Origin of the sequence: Aulosira sp. FACHB-615 (assembly GCF_014698045.1) — a bacterium.
GTDB lineage: Bacteria > Cyanobacteriota > Cyanobacteriia > Cyanobacteriales > Nostocaceae > Nostoc_B.
Window position 1 is genome coordinate 26,398 of the sequence record NZ_JACJSE010000009.1, and the last position, 18,727, is coordinate 45,124.

13 protein-coding genes and 1 pseudogene are annotated in these 18,727 nt (G+C 42.3%); 4 read left to right on the forward strand and 10 right to left on the reverse strand.

Annotation, left to right across the window (positions count from 1 at the left end):
• The first annotated feature begins 144 nt into the window (after positions 1-144).
• Complete coding sequence (locus H6G77_RS16535; protein WP_190872156.1) at positions 145-345, forward strand: hypothetical protein; 201 nt, start codon at positions 145-147, stop codon at positions 343-345.
• On the opposite strand, the gene H6G77_RS16540 is transcribed toward H6G77_RS16535, so the two are convergent.
• From H6G77_RS16540 to hetZ, 3 genes are all read right to left on the reverse strand, one after another.
• The gene (locus H6G77_RS16540) at positions 323-2,635 is read right to left on the reverse strand and encodes a DUF3488 and DUF4129 domain-containing transglutaminase family protein (protein ID WP_190872157.1); all 2,313 of its coding nucleotides are present in this window, start codon (positions 2,633-2,635) and stop codon (positions 323-325) included. The genes H6G77_RS16535 and H6G77_RS16540 overlap by 23 nt on opposite strands.
• Positions 2,636-3,065: 430 nt before the next feature.
• Positions 3,066-4,049: a PatU gene (locus tag H6G77_RS16545; RefSeq protein WP_190872158.1), complete on the reverse strand. Its 984-nt coding sequence runs from the start codon at positions 4,047-4,049 to the stop codon at positions 3,066-3,068.
• Positions 4,042-5,247 carry a heterocyst differentiation protein HetZ gene (gene hetZ, locus H6G77_RS16550; protein WP_190595084.1) on the reverse strand — a complete coding sequence of 402 codons (1,206 nt, stop codon included), beginning with the start codon at positions 5,245-5,247 and terminating at the stop codon, positions 4,042-4,044. The genes H6G77_RS16545 and hetZ overlap by 8 nt, the downstream gene beginning before the upstream one ends.
• 206 nt (positions 5,248-5,453) lie before the next feature.
• Here hetZ and H6G77_RS16555 point away from each other — a divergent pair, with 206 nt between their 5' ends.
• Positions 5,454-5,936: a hypothetical protein gene (locus H6G77_RS16555; protein WP_190872159.1), complete on the forward strand. Its 483-nt coding sequence runs from the start codon at positions 5,454-5,456 to the stop codon at positions 5,934-5,936.
• Positions 5,937-6,021: 85 nt separating this feature from the next.
• On the opposite strand, the gene sds is transcribed toward H6G77_RS16555, so the two are convergent.
• A complete protein-coding gene (gene sds, locus H6G77_RS16560; RefSeq protein WP_190595082.1) occupies positions 6,022-6,993 on the reverse strand; it encodes a solanesyl diphosphate synthase in 972 nt (323 codons plus the stop codon).
• Between the two features lie 1,236 nt (positions 6,994-8,229).
• On the opposite strand from sds, the gene H6G77_RS36620 reads away from it, so the two are divergent.
• Positions 8,230-8,448 (forward strand): hypothetical protein, encoded by a 219-nt coding sequence (locus tag H6G77_RS36620; protein WP_242048568.1) that lies wholly within the window; start codon positions 8,230-8,232, stop codon positions 8,446-8,448.
• A 153-nt stretch (positions 8,449-8,601) separates the two neighbouring features.
• Here H6G77_RS36620 and murI read toward each other — a convergent pair whose 3' ends face one another.
• The 5 genes and pseudogenes from murI to H6G77_RS16585 form a co-directional block, all read right to left on the reverse strand.
• Entirely contained in the window at positions 8,602-9,468 is an 867-nt protein-coding gene (murI, locus tag H6G77_RS16565) for a glutamate racemase (protein WP_190595081.1), read from the reverse strand.
• A gap of 231 nt (positions 9,469-9,699) precedes the next feature.
• The gene (locus H6G77_RS16570) at positions 9,700-11,553 is read right to left on the reverse strand and encodes an N-acetylmuramoyl-L-alanine amidase (protein WP_190872160.1); all 1,854 of its coding nucleotides are present in this window, start codon (positions 11,551-11,553) and stop codon (positions 9,700-9,702) included.
• Positions 11,554-12,430: 877 nt separating this feature from the next.
• Positions 12,431-14,284 (reverse strand): N-acetylmuramoyl-L-alanine amidase, encoded by a 1,854-nt coding sequence (locus H6G77_RS16575; RefSeq protein ID WP_190595079.1) that lies wholly within the window; start codon positions 14,282-14,284, stop codon positions 12,431-12,433.
• Between the two features lie 736 nt (positions 14,285-15,020).
• Positions 15,021-15,410 (reverse strand): annotated as a pseudogene (locus tag H6G77_RS16580) (cation:proton antiporter); the annotation flags it as partial.
• A gap of 316 nt (positions 15,411-15,726) precedes the next feature.
• Entirely contained in the window at positions 15,727-17,004 is a 1,278-nt protein-coding gene (locus tag H6G77_RS16585; protein WP_190872161.1) for a 4Fe-4S binding protein, read from the reverse strand.
• A 479-nt stretch (positions 17,005-17,483) separates the two neighbouring features.
• Between H6G77_RS16585 and H6G77_RS16590 the strand changes: the two genes are divergently transcribed.
• On the forward strand, positions 17,484-18,227 hold the full coding sequence (locus H6G77_RS16590) for an SIMPL domain-containing protein (RefSeq protein WP_190594492.1): 744 nt from the start codon (positions 17,484-17,486) through the stop codon (positions 18,225-18,227).
• Between the two features lie 62 nt (positions 18,228-18,289).
• On the opposite strand, the gene H6G77_RS16595 is transcribed toward H6G77_RS16590, so the two are convergent.
• Positions 18,290-18,652, reverse strand: a complete 363-nt coding sequence (locus H6G77_RS16595; protein WP_190872162.1) for a single-stranded DNA-binding protein — start codon at positions 18,650-18,652, stop codon at positions 18,290-18,292.
• Positions 18,653-18,727 lie beyond the last annotated feature (75 nt).

Consider the following 18,727-nt stretch of genomic DNA (forward strand, 5'->3'; position numbering starts at 1 on the left):
TTATCCCTAAAAAACTGGAGTTACAACGCATCACATCTAGCTTTCTTTAGTTTTTAGACAAACTATGCTTTTTTTAGCTGTTTATTTGCGAAATATACTGAAAATCCTCCCGTAGGCACATGCGTAATTGTGAGGAAGTAATCTATGGCCGTTGAGGGGGGTGTGGGGAGTGTGGGGAGTGTGGGGAGTGTGGGGGGTGTGGGGGGTGTGGGAGGTGTGGGGGGTGTGGGAGGTGTGGGAAGTGTGGGGGGTGTGGGGAGTGTGGGGGACAAGGGGGACAAGGAGGAATTGGAGAAGATTCTCCCCTCTGCACCCTGCGCCCCTACCTCTTGTGTCCTTTTTTGATTTCTTGCCATTTTTGGCGTAATTGTTGCAAGTTGGGAGTCTGCCCACCATAGCGCCAAGTCACATAAGCCTGACTAATTTCATCGATGACTTGGGCTGTGGCTGGTGGATGATGTTGATATGACACTTGGGCATATTCTAGGGGTGTTTGTGACGGATGCTTACCTAGACCTTTGCTGGCTGTCCATTGCAGCATTTGTTGATAAAGCCTTTCCATTGGTGGTAATTTACTCAACCACCGACTCTTTAACCACTTCCGCCACTGTACCCAACCCAGCCAGCCAAAGAAAGCAATTGTAGTTCCCAAAGTTAAGCCAGTTAACACACCCAGCCAACCTTGAGCGAATAAAGCAAAAAACCAAGCGATCGCTTTAAATATCCAACCCAAGAGTTTCCCAAAGAATGTGTTCAAGAAGCCCGTCACAGGGGAAGGTAGCCACCCAGCCACCCAATTCCAGAATTGCCGCAAAACGCTAAAGGTTTGGGAGTCTTCAACAGAAGGGGGAATTAAGGGATGATTGGGAATGGGGTCAAAGGTAAACCAACCATATTTAGGAAAGTAAACTTCTGTCATCGCGTAAGCATCGGTGTTACGGACGACATACATTCCCGTAAAAGGATTAAATTCGCCGGCACCAAACCCCGCCACTAACCGCGCGGGAATCCCAATCGAACGCAGCATGACTGTTAACACAGTTGAGAAATGGTCTGGATAGCCGCCTTTGTATTTAAATAAGAAAGCTTCTACTAAATCTTCTTTGTCTCCCAAATAAGGAAACTCCAAGGGATTTTGGGGAATCGAATAATTTTGCTTGAGGTATTGGGCTAGATAAAGTACCTTTTCATAAGTTGCATCTAAAGTTTTTGACACCTTAGATACATTATTGCGATGGTAATTCGCCAGAATTTCTTCAGTTAATTTGCGGACTTTGGGTGAAATTTCTGGTGGAATTTGCAAATAGTATTTTGTAATGTTTTTTGGATAGTTAGTAGTAGCTTTACCTAACAAAGTTCGATCGCGGTAAGGTACTTCGGAAATCACTGTGTAAGTCAAGTCTTCCGCTAAAGCAACTGGTGATCGCAGTCCATTTTCCTGATCAACTGCAATAATCGGGGTGGGAAAGTAAATTTCTTTGGGGTAAGACATTGCCGGAATCAAATTCGGCAAATCTGCTACCACTGTATAGGTTTGTACAACTTCTCTGGTTTTAGCGGTGGTTGGAGGTGGAGACAGATAAATTTGATAAGACCAAGGCGATCGCTTGAGGGTAGTAACATTATCATTGCGGGAAATTTCCCAACCCTTACCTGTGTAGCGATCAAATGCTAATACCCGCCAAAAACCTTCCACCTGCGATCGCACCCGCATCACCACCTTGGATGTCATGCTTCCCCGCAGGTTTTGATTCATTTGGCTATTAAAGCCATAATAAAAGCTCTCGTTTAATTTTCCTGGTTGACCATTTTGACTGTTTTCTGTACCATTACCTTGATTTTCAGAATTGCCTTGACGCACATAACCAGGATTAATAATACTGCGTCCGGTAAAACTGCCCTTAACTTCAATCGGCGAACTAACGGGAAATGTCCGTAATTGATAACCAGGGAACCGGGGTAGAACTGCAAAAATTCCTAAACCTAGCCCCACAATTAAAGTAAAAAGTAAAAAGTAAAAAAGTAAATATGATTTTAATTGTGATTCTTTTGCCTTTTCCCTTTTAACTTTTGACTCATCTAACCCGATTTGGGAACGATAATTTAAGACTAAAGTTGGTAAGGCGATCGCTAAAAACAACAATAATACAGGTGCAAAAGCCAAAGTTTGACTCAGTGTTGCCGCGACACCCAACAAAATCAAACCAATCACAATTGAATAGCCCAAATCCTTGCGTCTGGGCATATCAAAACTATGGAGTATTTGCAGTTGAATTAATAACTCTGCTAAAGCCAGCCGCGTATCATTTAATTCTCCCAGTACTTGCCCAAAGAACGCACCCAAAGACACTAACATCCCAATGGCGATGCAGAACTTCACGGGAATATTTTGGCTGCGGCGATAGCGGTAACTCCAAATTCCCCCGACAACACTTAAAGGGACAGCCCAAAAACTAAATTTGGTATCTGCGGCAATATCAACCGCCACAATTCCCATCACAATTAACCCAAAAACTAGCACCCGCAGAGGAACCGAATCTTCCACTACCATTACAGGTGCAGTCTGGATATTTTGTCGCCAACTATTAACTATAGGTAGACGCGAAGACCAATCAATCCTGGATAAGTTAAACATTTACAAGGTCAGGTGTAGATGCAGTCAAACAATTTTGGATTTTGGACGGTTCAATCACCAATTTAAAATTGCAAATCTCAAACTGGCTAAGTTAAACTATCTACCTAGTTGTAACTTATATAGCAGTCGAAGTATAAGTGAGGCAATTTAAAAAGCACGAATACCAGGCATAGCAAAGCTTTTAGCTCTGGTTGGTGAGCGACTTGCCTTGAGCGCAGTCGAAAGGAGCCGAACCACTGCCTTCTGCTATAACCTGCCGAAATTCTGGTTCAGATAGCAGTAACTCCCCTCAGCATTCTTTGGGAGTCTCATAGTTTTAGCCCTAATGATCGTTTAAAAAAACGTAGAAGCCCTAATGATCGCTTATTAAAAAAGATAAGCTCCAAAACCACAATAATTTTCTTAATCTCTCAGATGTCTTTGATCTGGACTAGATTGTAGGATTAATCACAAATAACAAAGGCTGTTGGTCTATTTCAGGAAACTCAACTTCTAAAGTATAGGTTGGGTTAAATTCCTGACAGGATAACTCAACATTCAAGCAGCCCGCACTAGAAGACTGAGCCATTGCCAAAGTACCATCAGCTCGCAATGTCACAATTCCTTTGGTGGGTAAATCAGCCTCAACTCGTAATTGAGTGTGTTTGCCACGAGATTGATATTCAACCCGCAAAGTCAACAAACCTTCACTTGTCAACCATTGTCTTTCTACCACTGGACTGTTTGGTGTCACTGGCAGACTTAAATTTTCTAGCAGTTGTTTGGCAGCCATTAAAGACAATGCCATTTGTTGACGCGGTTGTAAATCTGGGTAATCGCTCTCGATGTTGAGTTTTTGATCGAGAACATCCGCAGACCGATAAGTACTTCTGAGTACCAAACCAGCAATATCATTCAGTGCATAAGAAGATTCTTGTGGGAAGAAGTCTTCCACTGCCTGAACTAATTTAGCTCCCAAAGGCAGTGAAGCAGTTAACAGTGTTTGGCACTTTTCTAGTAATTCGCGGAAAACTGTTTCTGGCAAATTAATTGGCAGATTCAGCTTAGATTGTTGTGCTTTCCAACCCCAGGCAGGAACTAAACTGAGCGATCGCTCTTCCAAACGCTCAGGATATTCCATTAATTGTGTTTCCCAAGGAAACAAAGGAGGTTGGTTTTCGATTTCGGTTTGTAAACGACGCTTGAGTACGGCTTGGAAACGGTCTTGCACAGTAGGAATATCTCCCAGTTTAAAGGTTTGGGGTATCCCTCCCAACTCTAGATCGCCACTGGCGAAAGTGGCTGCTTGTTGAAGAGAGTTTTCTACCCCGTCTATTTCCTTAAACTCGACCAGGTTAGACTCACTGGTGTTAACATCATCTGCTAACAGCCAAGTGAGTAATTGGTTTTTTAAGGATTCTGAGTCACTATTCATGAGTAGATGCACCTGATCCGGACACTAATGAGTTACGAATTTCCCAAGCTTGTTCCAGAACCTTAAACCAGCGTTTTTGCAGTTGTGCCATTGATAACCCTAGAGTTTTTGCAATTTTATCGTCGGGTTGTCCTTGCTGTTTTAAGTCGAGTAAAGACCGTTGTTTCTCGTCTAGCTGCGAGGTGTAGGCTTCCCATTGCTGGGGAGTCAACCCCAAATTTGTGTGTAAAGAAGCTTCTAACCATTCGTGTACTAGTTCCCAACGGTGTAATAAAGCGAACCTAATTAAATGATACTTGAAGCGTTGTTGTAAGTAATCTCTCTGACGAGGAGTGAGATTTAAAATTGCCTCAATTTCTTGTGTGGATAAATCTTTAAGTCGGAGAGAGAAATAATCAGCACAATCAGATTGTTGTTTCTGCTCCAAATAACTCATTAACTCGGTAATCACAACCGAACGCAAAGTATCTTCTTCAGGTTCTGGTTCTGCTTGTGTGGCCATTGTAGAACGTAATTGCTGGACTGCGGGTTCTTCCCAAGAACCATCACCATCACCAGAACTACCTTCCGCCGCTTGTTCAATATCAACGCTGGTTTCGGGAGGTTGTTGTTGAGAGAAAGTCTGCGCCCGCAAAATAATTAATTGTTGCTGACGACCAGGTAAGGGAATGCGCCGTTTACCATAGCGTTCGGTAAAGGCCATGTATTCTGCCAATTCCAAAAGAGTTTGGGGACGATAAGTAGTACCCAACTGATTCTCTCGTCGGAAAGCGTTTAATGCTTCTAGATAAAAACTTTGTAGAAAATCTTCTATGATAGTCAGCCGCCCTTGATAGCTTAATTGCTTCTGGGGAGGATTAATGTAACGATAAATAATGGCGCTCAGAGTACTGTGTAATTCAACTCTGCCTCTATTGGAACCCAACTGATAGTATCTCAGACATTGTTGCAGCCGATGTCTGGCTAGGGTCATTGCGGAGCTTTCTACTGCACCGGAAGCTTGGATGCGTTTACTTTCGCTGCAAATTCTGTATACTTCGGTAGTAATACGTGTTGCCACATCATGGCAATTCTGTTCTGAGGCTTTGGTTGATTGCCGAAACTCCTTGTACAGGAGTTGAAAGATCACCTCCACGCCGATAGTATGTTCTCCCAGAAAAGTTGCGGTTGGAATAGTTGCGGTTGCGGCTGAATTCATAGTCTCGGTGTTTAAAAGACCCTAACATATATAGAAACAACCTGTACGACTGTAGGTATTGGCTTTTTGCGTTTTGCCTTGAAGCTAAACGCAGGTCTATCCTGCATTCAGGATATAGCTGATTTTATTATTCCCAACTTGGCGGGAATTTTTCACACTTTAACCTGCTGTGATTGCCATTACCCAAAAGCCGTTGACAAGTCATTATGGATTTAGAAACACAAATTCAATTGCTGATCGACAATGCACCCCGCGATGGTATTTCACCTCATCTTGTTACAGCAATTGCTCCTGCTTTTCGTGCGATCGCTCAACAATTACGCCACTCCCAGTACTATATTCTCCAAAAGGAGGGAAGCTGGGTCTTAACTACATTGAGCCACCGTACAGATCCAAGTTTGGAGAAGCAGGTGATTTACGCTTTTTCTACCATACAGGATGTTTCCCTAATTTCATCTGCTGGGCGAGACCCTCAAGTGGTGGCCACACCCATTGCTGTCACCCATATTTTGTTCCAATTAATTGCCCTAGCACCCGTAGATAGCATAGTTTTTTTAGAAACACCTGGAACATTAGCCCATACTTTTGAAGTGCAGCGTTCCCAGTTGGAAAAAACCATTCAAAAACAACTAAAACAAAGCCTCAAACCCAAAAAAACTTCCAGACAAATACCACCAGATATTGCTTAAAAAAAATTGGAGTTGGGAATCCTTGGATACATCTCCAATTTTTTGAATCCCAACTCCAACATCAAAACTTTATGATTAAAAATTTTTAATAAAGCCGACTCAACACATATTCAGTGATGTCAATTAAGGCTTGGCGTGATTCTGATGGGGGCAGAATCGCAATGTCTTCAGCAGCCAATTTGGCGTGATGGGCAGCTAATTCCCGCGCTTGCTGTATGCCTTGACTATCGTGAATCAATGCCAAGGCCTGCTCTAAATCTTGTGATTGGGCAAACTGGCGTTCAATCAGCACTTCTAAATATGGTTTTTCCTCTAGGGCGAATAAAACAGGTGCGGTCAAGTTACCACTTTTTAAATCAGAACCTGCTGGTTTACCTAGAGTGTCTGTAGTACTGGTGAAATCTAAGATGTCATCCACTATCTGAAACGCTAAACCCAAATTCCGCCCATAGTTATACAAGTGCTGGGCAATTTCTGGGCTAACATCACTCAGTAATCCTGCGGCTTTGGCACTGTTAGCAATTAATGAAGCAGTTTTGTAATAGCTCTTTTGCAGGTAAGTTTCTATTGCCAAGCCGCTATCAAAGCGGTTCATCCCTTGCTGGATTTCTCCAGTCGCCAAATCCATAATGACTTCGGAGAGGAGTTTGACTACCTCTAAATTGTCTAAATTTGCTAAGTACCAAGATGATTGAGCAAAGAGAAAGTCTCCTGCGAGGACAGCAATGCGATTGCCAAACAAGCTGTGAACAGTCGCTACGCCACGGCGCATCTGTGACTCATCTACCACATCGTCATGCACTAAGCTGGCCGTGTGAATCATTTCTGTGATTTCGGCTAGACGGCGGTGACGCTGGGTGATTTCTTCTTCTAACATTGTCGCCCGCGATATCAGCAGGACGATCGCTGGTCGGATGCGCTTTCCCCCAGCTCCGAATAAATGTTCGGCTGCGGCAAAAAGAATGGGATGGCGATTGCCAACTAGCTGCTTCAGGTTATCGGCTAGTATTTGCAAATCTGCTTCCACAGGGGTAAACAGGGAGGTAGCTGGGGTCATGGATGGCCGGACTCTGGCTTAGGTTACGAAAGTTTACATATCCTATACTCATTTTAAGATAACCATGTGCCAGCGCAAAGTTTTGCTGAGAGAATACTTGCTTTCTCGTTAAATGACAATCACAGCTATTGCCCTACTGTCAAGGCAAACAGGCTGTTTTAGCGGTCTTAAACTTGATGAAAAAAATTTTTGTAGTTCCAAAAGAAATCTGAGAACTGCATCACAGCATGGTTGCTTAACAGCATGTTTAAATATACAAACTTATAGTTAATAATTATTAAGCGTAAAATTATCTGCTGCTACGAGTAGATTATATAAAGAAATATAACAAGTCAGTTTGGGAGAATCATAATTTTTATCAATGGTTCTAGCGACGATTCCCGATGAGTGGTTTATGTTTTCTAGACTCAGAATTTTCTGTCTTTTTCAGTATGCTAAGTATATATACAAGTATAAGAAAATTAAATAATTGAGTCGGCTAATTCAGTAAGCATTATTCTTGAGGAATATCTTTGATTTTTACTATAAATTTATATTTAACATCCCTAAACCTGGGTAATAATAACTACATTAACAGGGTGTTAGGTTTTGATGATTTATGCTCCAATAAGACAAAAATAATATTTTTAATCAAAGAAAAACTTGTGGCATCCGTGAATTTAACCTGCTAAAAAATTCAAAATTTAGCCTCAAGTTTGGCTTAAAAGTCAGGTTCATTGTGTTACGCTAAAATGTAGGGATTTTAAATTTTTCAGGTATTGACAGCGTGGAGGTAAAGCACTTTTTGGTGGCGTTACCTGCTCGTTGTTTTGAATCCAGAATAGCTAATTGCCAACAGCATAAAACCAAGAGACTTATTTCTTGTGATTCTGTAGTGGCAGATAAACTTCTTGGGATGGAGTGAAGCGATGTCCTTACAGGATTTCGTTTTCGGCTTGCAGCTTGCGCTGGGAGTCGTGGTATATCCTACCACAGAGGTGTGAAAAGCAATAATGCAGACTAAGTAAACTGCTGAGGAGCGCGGTTAATTATGCCATTTGGCAAATTTACCGTTGTGGGATTTATTGTCTGCAAATAACTTCAATTAAATAGTTAACTTGATTGACCGAAGAGCTTCATAACTCTACGGCAGATTTAGCATAGCAAACTGCGACCATCAAGAATGATCTTGCATGGTTGAAGTTCTACGTATGGGATGAAAATTGATATTTTTCGGGGAAAAAAGTTGGTAGAACAATGATTTACGCTAATATGCCTATGATGATTTTTATTTTAGCTGCTGGGTATTTATTCACTGTTTATCTATTATTAGCACTAGCAAAGCGCAGTAGTCAAAAATCTGTTGCTCAGAATTCTTTCTCAAAATCCAAGAATCATGAGAAACATCAGCAGGAGATATCTGTAACCTCACAAGTAACTGAGGTGGTAAACAGTCACGAGTCAATAGTCACATGAATTATAGGAATAGGGTTTGATTCCCAAATCTACTTGTGTATACAGGGAGTAGGGAGTAGAGAGTGGGGAGTAGGAAAGAAGTTTTATCTGGAATCAAATATGAGTCCTATATATGAAGTATGAAATTTCTGAAGTTTCATACTTCATTTTGGTTTATGAGAGTTGGGAAACAACTGTGTTATTTAAATCTACAACTTCGACCAATGGGGTATGACCTAGCCATTGGACTGCGGACTGAGCAAATTGTTGGGGAGAACCGCTAACAACAAAGCGCGTTGGTAATGGCGGGTGAGTATTAGTTAAGCCCAGCAACTCTAAATCTTGAGAACAAGCACCGACAACGTGAACAGCCGGGTCAACTAATTTGACATAGCTGGGAAGTAGCGATCGCAGTACTGGCGCTAAATGGGGATAATGAGTACAGCCGTAGACTAAAGTATCAATTTCTTGCTGAAGTAAAGGCTCTAAATAAGAACGGGCTACCTCAGTAGTGTAAGGGTCATTGATGCGATTCTGCTCAATCAGTGGGACAAACTCTGGACAGCCAACTTGCCAAACTTGTACTTCGGGGTCAATTTCGAGAATTGCTTGCTTATAAGCATTACTTTTAGCTGTAGCTGGGGTAGCAATTACACCAATGCGCTTACCTTGTTGTACCGCCGCCTTCGCGCCAGGGAGAATTACGCCCAAAATTGGTAGATTAAATTCTTGACGAACAATGTCTAAAGCGAGGGCGGAACTGGTGTTACAAGCCATCACTACCATTTTGACTTTTTGCTGCTCCATCCAAGAGAGAATTTCGCGCACAAACTGAAGAATTTCGGCTTGAGAACGAATCCCGTAAGGTAGTCTCGCTGTATCACCAAAATAAATAATCGATTCATTTGGTAGTTGGCGGTAAATTTGTCGCAGTACCGTTAACCCACCCACACCACTGTCAAAAACCCCGATAGGGGCGCGTTGAGGTTCTTTATCAGAAAAATCGTAAAGATTACCTTCAAAAATGGAAGATGAATACACAGGCAGATATTGATTTAGGTTTTAGCAATTAAAATACAGAATTTAGCAGACAATTTGTGAACTGACTAGTTTGGCAAATAGAATTCAGGAGTCAGAAGTCAGAATAAGTGAAAGATTTCTCTACAAATAGCGGGTTTAAGACTTCTACTGATTAATTCTGACTGCTGAACTTCTGCAAATATCACCTCATTACTTAAAAACTTGTACTATATTTTGAGATTGGTTGTATTCTTACCTTTGGCGTAAGTACTTGAGAATACCACGCGCGATCGCTTCTGCCATCCGATTTTGATATTCTGGAGAACCTAAGCGGGGATTATCTTCTCGACCAGTCATATAACCTGTTTCTACTAAAATCGAGGGCATAGAACTTTTTCGCAAGACATAAAATCGCGCTTTGCGTGTGCCTCGGTCTTTAATTGTGCCAATATCTTCCAGAATAGTTTTACGAACTACTTCAGCTAAAGCATAACCACTATCGTAGTAATATACTTCTAAGCCATTCACATCAGGGCGATTATCTACAGAATTAGCATGGATACTCACAAATAAAGTTGCATTGGCGCGTTCAGCAATATCTACTCTTCCTTGAAGTTCAACAAAAAAGTCAGCATCTCTGGTGAGGACTGCTTGTACACCATTGCGCTCTAGAATTGCAGCGACTCGTTTACCAATGGGTAAAATCACATCTTTTTCTAATAATCCGCCCAAACCAGGAGCGCCAGAATCTTTACCACCATGTCCAGGGTCAATCACTACTATAAGTTTACCTTTGGGGACTGGGTTTGGCGGTGTTACTGAGATATTGTCAATTGGAGGTAGAGGCGGAAAACCTATTGGTGGTGTAGCTGGGCGAGTGCGTTGTAACTGTACAGCCAACAACTGATTACTAACTTGGTTGACTTCCCCAATTTGGACTCCCGTAGCTGGTTGAATCAAAATATTGACAGAATCATCTTGGGGTTGCAAACGTACCCGCAAAATGGGACTATTGGCATTTAAAGCAGGGCCGATAACTCTGGGGGCTAATTGAGAATTGGCGATCGCAATCCGAAATAAACCAGAGGATCGATCCCAGCCACCCCTAGCAGATACAGGTCTGTTAGAGCGAATTAACAGTTGTGTGCCATTCTCAGCTAACTCCACCGCTTGAATGATGGCGGGTGAATCATTAACTTGGGAAATGACATTGCTATCGCTATTTCCTGGTAACTTCCCTAGCCGATTTGGTATAATTACAAACCCGCCAACGCTACTATTACTGGCTCGCCAGTCGGGACTATTGGGTTCCACATACAAAGTTATGCGGGCTGTTGGTTGTCTGGTTTGTAACTGAGAAAATTGAATCCGACTCACACCATAACGATTCACCGATAAATCTTGTGATGATAAAGCAGAAGACAAAGACGCACCAGCAATATCGATATGAACTGCGCGTTTGTCAGAACTGCGATTTACCTGAATCTGGGGATTACCACCGTTAGTCCGAACAAAAAAACCATCGCCGGTGACTCGCAAACTTTCTAGTTGAGTTACAGCCGCGAGAGTGTTACCCAGGGGTCTGGTATTTGATGTTACTGGGTCGGGTTTGACAACAGAATAGATATTTCTGGAGGGAAAGTTGGAATTAGGTGTTGTTTCTAAAGGCTGGGGTTCTGGCTGGAGTGAAATATCTGCTGATGAAGTAATGGGTATGGTGGTTGGTGTCGGTAACTGTACTAACCAACGACTACCATTAGTAGGAATAAATTTGATTGCTTGGGGGTCAATAGTATAACCAGGAGCCAGTTCGACAACAATTCTGGCTGTTTGGGGGTCAAATTGTCCCACCCGAATTGAACGCACTGCGCCACCAACAGGTTGTGTTAATTGTGGTCTGCCAAAATCTGTATCTGGTAAATCGATTACCAAGCGAGTGGGATTGAAAATGAGTTGGGCTTTGGGTTGAACCGCTCCCAAAGTATTAAATTCTAAGCGGTTTTGCCTAGCATCAAAGCGCCAAGATTCCAGCTTTGCTGCCAAAGCAGGTGACGATAGTAAAAAGATTGTTCCAATAGTACCGGTGAGTAACCAGTGTAGTTTCACAGTCATTTCTCCTAATTTCTGTTCCTAGAAGCAGTCAATATGTCCACGTATCTATTGGTAAATCCTCACACCGTCACCGCCAAACTTAGTTTTAACTCTAGAAGTTAGAAGTCTGTATGGTGGACATTGTTCATCAGAACTTCTGTAACAGCCAGTAATTATCTGCTGGCACTCAAGACAATAAATACTTTCAGTCAATATACGTAAAATCAGTAGGAATTAGTTTTGAGTTGTTTGATGGCTGATTATCAATGTACCCAAAAAGTTATTGCTACTATCAACTAACTACGGGAAATCTGGTGACATTTAATTTAGCATTTTGAGCAGAAAGCGATATGTAAATGTATCTACTAGTACTAAAAAATTAGTTCTCACTCAAAAAGTGAGAACCGATCATTTTCATCAGTGATATTACAGTCAGATTTTGCTGGGTATCAGCAAGATGACGATGAAGCAGACAAAACTATGAGTTATTCATCGGATTAGTTAAGTATTTCTACTAAAATTTGCTAACTATCGCATTCCTCAATGAATTACAAAAAATCTACTCCCCACTCCCTGCCCACAAAAGTAAATTTGGACATCAAACCGGATTGCTATAGGAGTCATATTTGATTTGGGAAAAAAATCAGTACACTCATACCATTTCACTTTAAAAATGATACGGATATGCAAGTAGCGCCTCGACTTCTCCTGACGGAGACGCTGCGCGAACGCTCGGCGACCAGAAGCAGAGTTGCAGAGGAAGCGATTTCTATCAGTAATTTCGTGAAATGGTATCAGATCAGGCTTCTTTCCTACTCCCGACTCCCCATTCCCTATTCCCTACCTACACAAATAAATTCAGAAATCAAACCGGATTCCTATATATGATGATTTATCTCCGTTTGAGGTACTGGAGTATACCACGGGCAATCCCTTCTGCCATTTGATTTTGATAAGCTGAAGTTCTTAACTTCGCAATATCTTCCCGACCAGTTAAATAACCAGTCTCGACCAAAATTGAAGGCATCGAACTTTTTCTCAGGACAAAAAATCTGGCTCGGCGCACACCCCGATCTCGGACATTCAGACTTTGCAGAATACTGTTATGTACCACCCGCGCCAGGCCCAAACCACTGTCATAATAATAAGTTTCTAAACCACTGACATCGGGACGACCAGCACCGGCAGAATTAGCGTGGATACTGACAAACACATCCGCGTTGGCTCTCTCTGCTAATTGGACTCGTCCAGGAAGAGTCACAAAATAGTCAGAATTACGCGTCATAATCACCTGCACACCATTTTGCTGTAAGATTTCTGCCACCCTTTTGCTAATGGGGAGAATGATATCTTTCTCACGGATACCACCAATACCGATTGCACCGGGGTCTTTACCGCCATGTCCGGGGTCAATCACAACTACAACTCTGCCTTTGGGGATGGGGCGTGTGTTAACTGGAGGTCGGGAAGGAGAATTTTCATTGGGGTCTGGTAATTGGCCTCTATCTGAAGGAAAAGGTAACGTACCAGGAACCGTAACAACACTGCGTGAACCTTGTAATTGCAGTGCTACTTCGTCATTATTTTGGTTAATTTGCCCAAATCGTATTCCCGCCGCAGGTTGGACTAAGATAACCACCGTGTTCGAGTCTGGTGTTTGCAGGCGCACCCGCAAAATGGGACTGTTGGCATTAAATGTGGGGCCTTTAATCCGGGGTGCTAATTTAGCATCATTAATCGTGATGCGATACAACCCAGAAGTTCTATCCCAGCCACCCCTAGCAGTTATGGTTTGGTCGGCTCGAATTAAAAGTTGCTTATTATCATCAGACAGTTCGATAGCTTCAATTGTGGCTGGTTGGTCACTGACAATGCGGCGAGTGGGGGGAGAATATTCGGGTTGATTATCAGAGGAGTTATTTCTTGGTAAGCTGGCAAATCGGTTGGGTAGAACGATTAAACCAGTCGCACCGCTTCTAGCTGCTCGCCAGTCTGGACTATTTTTATCTACTCGCAAAGTCATCCGAACTGCTGGGGGACTGGTTTGGAGTTGGGTAAATTCTACACGACTTACGCCATGCCTGTTAACGCTGAGGTCTCGCTGCGCCAAATTTGTGGATAAAGTGGCGCTGGAGATATCCATAAAAATTGTAGAGCGATCGCGGCTCCGATTCACCCTAATTTGAGGATTGCCGCCACTAGTCCGAATAAAAAAACCATCCCCTGTCACTTGTAAGCTGTCAATTTGAGTGCTGCTTTGTGTTGTGCTGCTTACTCTTGGCAATGGTGGTCTTGTATCTGAGTCTAGGCTGGTGACTACGTTGTAAACATTATCTGCGGAAGAATTTACAGGCTCTAGTCTGGGTCTGGGTAATTGTACCCTCCAACGACTGGGCGTTATCCCGACAAATTTTATCCCTTGGGGGTCAAGAGTGTAACCAGGAGCCAGTTCCACCACAATACGGGCTGTTTGGGGGTCAAACTGACCAACACGAATAGCCCGAACTGCCCCGCCTACAGGTTGTGTTAACTGTGGTCTGCCAAAGGTTGTGTCTGGTAAATCAATAACCAAGCGTGTGGGATTGAAAATGAGTTGTGCTTTGGGTTGGACACCCCCAGAAGTATTAAATTCCAGACGGTTTTGCTGGGCATCAAACCGCCAAGACTCCAGTCTGGCAGCCAACACTGGCGAAGACAGTAAGCAGATCATCCCAACCGTACCGGGTAGTAACCAGTGTAATTTCACAATCCTTTCTCCTGATTCACATTCATGGAAGTCAATATCTCAAAAATTTGCATAAATTGTGCGCCAGTTACGAAATAATTTTGAGATTTGACCTGAACTTTTTTTTGGGTTAAAGAAACAATTAATAACAGGTAACAGGTGACAGAGTGTAAGTTATTTTCAGGTCTAAATTTGATTCTCTGTGGATTTCCTAACTACCTTGGCTATTCTACGCGAACTACTATGAGAGGCAACACAAATATAACCAGATAGTTCTGGTTTTGGTCAATTCTTGTTAATTGTGTTTTTTTGAATGAGCCAACAATTTTAGGAATAACAAATTTCAACTCGGTTTTAAAGATATTGCAATATTGGTAATTACTAGTTTTTAGTCACTATGAACATACTGGGATAAAGATGATTAATCAGGTAAGTTTGGTAACAAATTAAGTTCTCAAAGTTAAGAATCAATAGGCACAATCGCAGAGAAACAACGATATCAGAGGACGCAGATTCTGAGATAGAAGTTTCCTGTCATGTCACTATTCAGTACCCAGGAGTCAGAAGTCAGAATTTAGAGGTATCTAGTAAATTAGTCAGTTAATTCATCAAATATTTCTCCTATTCTTTAAACCTTCTGGCTCCTGGATTCTGACTCCTGAATTCTTACCCTGTCATTAACTCAGGGATGAGGAAATCAGCAAGGAGGAAGTAGATAATTTGATTGCCACCTTTCTGTTTCCTAGCCTCCAGTTACTCAGCTTTCATCTTGAATTAATTGTTCGGAGTCAGTTGCTACTTTTTGGGAATCGGGAAGTACGAAACTTAACACAGGCGGAGCTAAAAAAGTTGTGAGGATAACCATCATAATAATTGCCGCCCCCAATGATTTTGAGAGAACGCCACTAGCTGCGCCGACACCAGCAAATACTAATCCAACTTCTCCTCGTGGAATCATCCCTACACCGATCGCCAAACGATTGATTTGGGGTTGACCAAACACGCTCAAACCTGTAATCACTTTACCAATAATGGCTACTGTAATCAGGAAAATCGCCATAATTAAACCTTCGTGGTTACTGGGAATGACTAACTCGCCACGGGTTTTGAGTTGATCTGCGATCGCCACAAATATTTTATTGAACACATAATATAAGCGATCGCACCACCGACAAGTTCGCCGAACACAAGTGGTAAACCAAGGCGCTTGGATAACTCTCCACCAACTTTGCTGGCGACTTATTCAAAACCCTTACCCTGGATTTCTCTCTTATGAGAAATCCAGGGGTGTGGGAGGAGTGGGAGGATAGTTAAGAAATCTTTCTCCCCTCTCTCCCCACACTCCCCTCTCTCCCCACACTCCCCACACTCCCCACACTCCCCACCCATACGTGAGAAATTCGAGTTACACCCTTTTACCCCTACACCCAGTCTCCACAGTAAATCTTTGTGCGTGAGTTCTATTAAAGATGCGGATGGCGGGGTAGATTTTTGTAGAACCACAGTGTACTTGCTAAAGCTAGGAGTAAATTGTAAATCCACTGTATCCAAGATGGCAGTAATAAAATGAGAGGACGGCCAGCAAAAATAAAAAAGAAATTAAAGATGCTAAAGGTATAGATTGTCAAAATCCGATGGCGAATGATGTGGGGAGACAGATAAAGTTTGCGCCGACGACTATAGGCTTTGGCTTGTGTTTCTGCCCAGCGTCCTAAAATATAAGCGATCGCTGTACATCCACCCAAAATAATTGGCACAGTTATGAGTTTGGGTAGATAAATTGGCCGTTCAAATAAATAAAGTCCTGGACTCCATAGAGTTGCCAGTTGGTTAGTTTGTCGCGCCCAAGCCCCTGAAAAGTAATATTCCCAATTGCCTGCATACAGGTAGTAATAAATAAAGTAACCAAATACTAAGCCACTGTAACCATAGCGGACAAAAGATTCTGAGGGTTTTTTCAGGTCTTGCCAATAAGCCCGTTCCCCATCTATATCAATACAAGCATTTTGACAGCCAACACAGTCACTTTGTTCTTTACCTTCTGGCAAAACAATGCGGCACATTGATTGGCTGATTGGCTGATTCTTCTTATCAACCTTGCTGCTGAATAACCCACTGGGTTGACTGTAAATCTTTTCTACTGGTGCCATTGGACAAAAATAATTACACCATGTCTTGCCGCTATAAAAGTAGCCAACGGTAATCGCAAAGACAATTGTAAATAACAACCATGATGCCAAAATTAGGCGATCGGCATCAAAAAATAAAATCCGACCACATAACCCCAAAAACAACCAGCCAAACTGGAGGTAAGCATAGTTTTTACCCAACCAAGATTTAGGATTGACTTTGGCTAATCTGTAGCGTTCTTTTCCTAATTGAGATTGCTGGTGTTGAGAGTAACGCTGCCAACCCAAAGCGCGGGGAATTTGTGACAGAAACGAAAGCGGGCAAATGCGCCGCCACAGTTCATGGCCAAATACTAGCAAAATAAAAATGGATGCAGGTACAATTACTCCCCACATCACAGTTGTTCCCAAAGGATATGCTCTTTCTGGTAAGCATTTACCTTGCACATGAATACAGCTAACAGCAAATTCCTGTGGGGTAGAAGTATGATTTAAGTGAATCAGAGCCGGAGTCCAAGGGTCGTACAATAGGGAAGCAATAATTAGGAGCCATGCGAAAGTTAACAGACAGCGCACCCAGTGCATCTGACGTTCAGCTATGCTCAAGAGCATGGATCTATTCCACTCAATAATATTTTTTGAATGCCGAATGTAGAACCAGTTAAGTCGATGATTGGGTAAACAATCTAGTTAAAAATTTTGTATTTATCGTTGGGCTTATTATGCAGCTTGGCTAAATCAGACCAGAACAGTATATATACTTAAATCTTTATCTTTTCTTCGTAATTACTCAGCCTAAATACTCACAGTTCAAATTCTGCACGCTTGCTAATAAAGTCGCGGCTAAAGGAACCAAGCTTGCCTACACAGGCTGTAAAACTTTAGTTCTGTGGTGACAGTTTTATTGTGATTTTTAGTTTCCAAAAATGTAACCGTGCCTGTTTTTGACTAGAGCAGTGTCACAGTAGAAACATAGAAATGGTATCGAGCGCATTGACTGTTAACTATTAATGCTTGACAGTTAACGAATGATAGTTCGATGCAGTTTACTTATTAGCATCTGTATACATTGTTTAGAGGAGTGCAAGCTTATGTCTAGAACTGCTTTGTCTGGTTCTCAATTTTGTGCTGGGAAGTTTTGGAAATCTCTACCTTTAGCTTTGCTGTTATTTGTCACGGTGGCTTTACCTGCATCAGCCCAAGAAAAAGAAAAGTTATGGCGGACTTTGACTGTGAGTGGAAGAGGAACGGAATCAATTGCTACTACTTTGTCGCTGGTGAATTTAGGAGTGGAGATTCAAGGTAAAACGGCTGAAGAAGTCCAGCAAGAAGCTGCCAAGCGGTCATCAGCTGTGGTTGCTTTGCTCAAAAGTCGTAATGTCGAGAAATTAGAAACTACAGGTATCCGCCTCAATCCTGTTTACAGTTACACCAACAATGTGCAGCGCATTACTGGCTATGCTGCTGTGAATAATGTGAGTTTTCGCATTCCTACCGAGAAAGCCGGCACATTACTAGATGATGCGGTGAAAGCCGGGGCAACGCAAATTAACGGTGTTAGTTTTATTGCTAGTGATGATGCGATCGCTACCGCTCGCGAAGTCGCACTTAAAGAAGCTACTCAGGATGCCCAGAAACAAGCTAATGCTGTATTGAGCGCGTTAGGACTCAAATCGAAAGAAATCGTCAGCATTCAAGTTAATAATGCCAGCGCCCCGCCATCACCTGTATTTTTCCGCGCCCAGGCGGCAAAAGTCGCGGAAGATGTTTCTACACCTGTAGTTGGTGGTGAACAAGAAATAGAAGCATCGGTGACGTTGCAAATTAGTTATTAATTGTCATTGGTTATTGGTCATTGGTCATTTGTCCTTTGTACTGACAAATAACCAATGACCAACTAAAAATTATCTGGAGACATATCATTCATACTGCTGTCTCCCTCATTTTTAGAACCTAATAAATCCAACTGGTCTACGACAATCACAGGTTTAGAACGACTAACTCCGGTTTGGCGATCGTTCCAGGAGTCAAACTTTAAGGAACCTTTGACGGCAATTTGCTTACCTTTGCGGACATAATTACCAGCCACTTCAGCAGTTTTTCCCCACAATTCCAACTCGAACCAGTCAGGCTCGTCACTGTTGCGTGTTCTTCTGTTGACTGCCAGGGTTAATCTACATTTAGTTTTACCGGAATCAAAATATTTCATGTCTGGGTCGCCACCTACACGACCAATGAGGTGGACTATATTAATAGTCATGTGTCTTACCTTTTAGTACTGGCGTACTGATTTATCTTGTTTTCCATAATAGCCAATTATGAACTGAATAAGGCA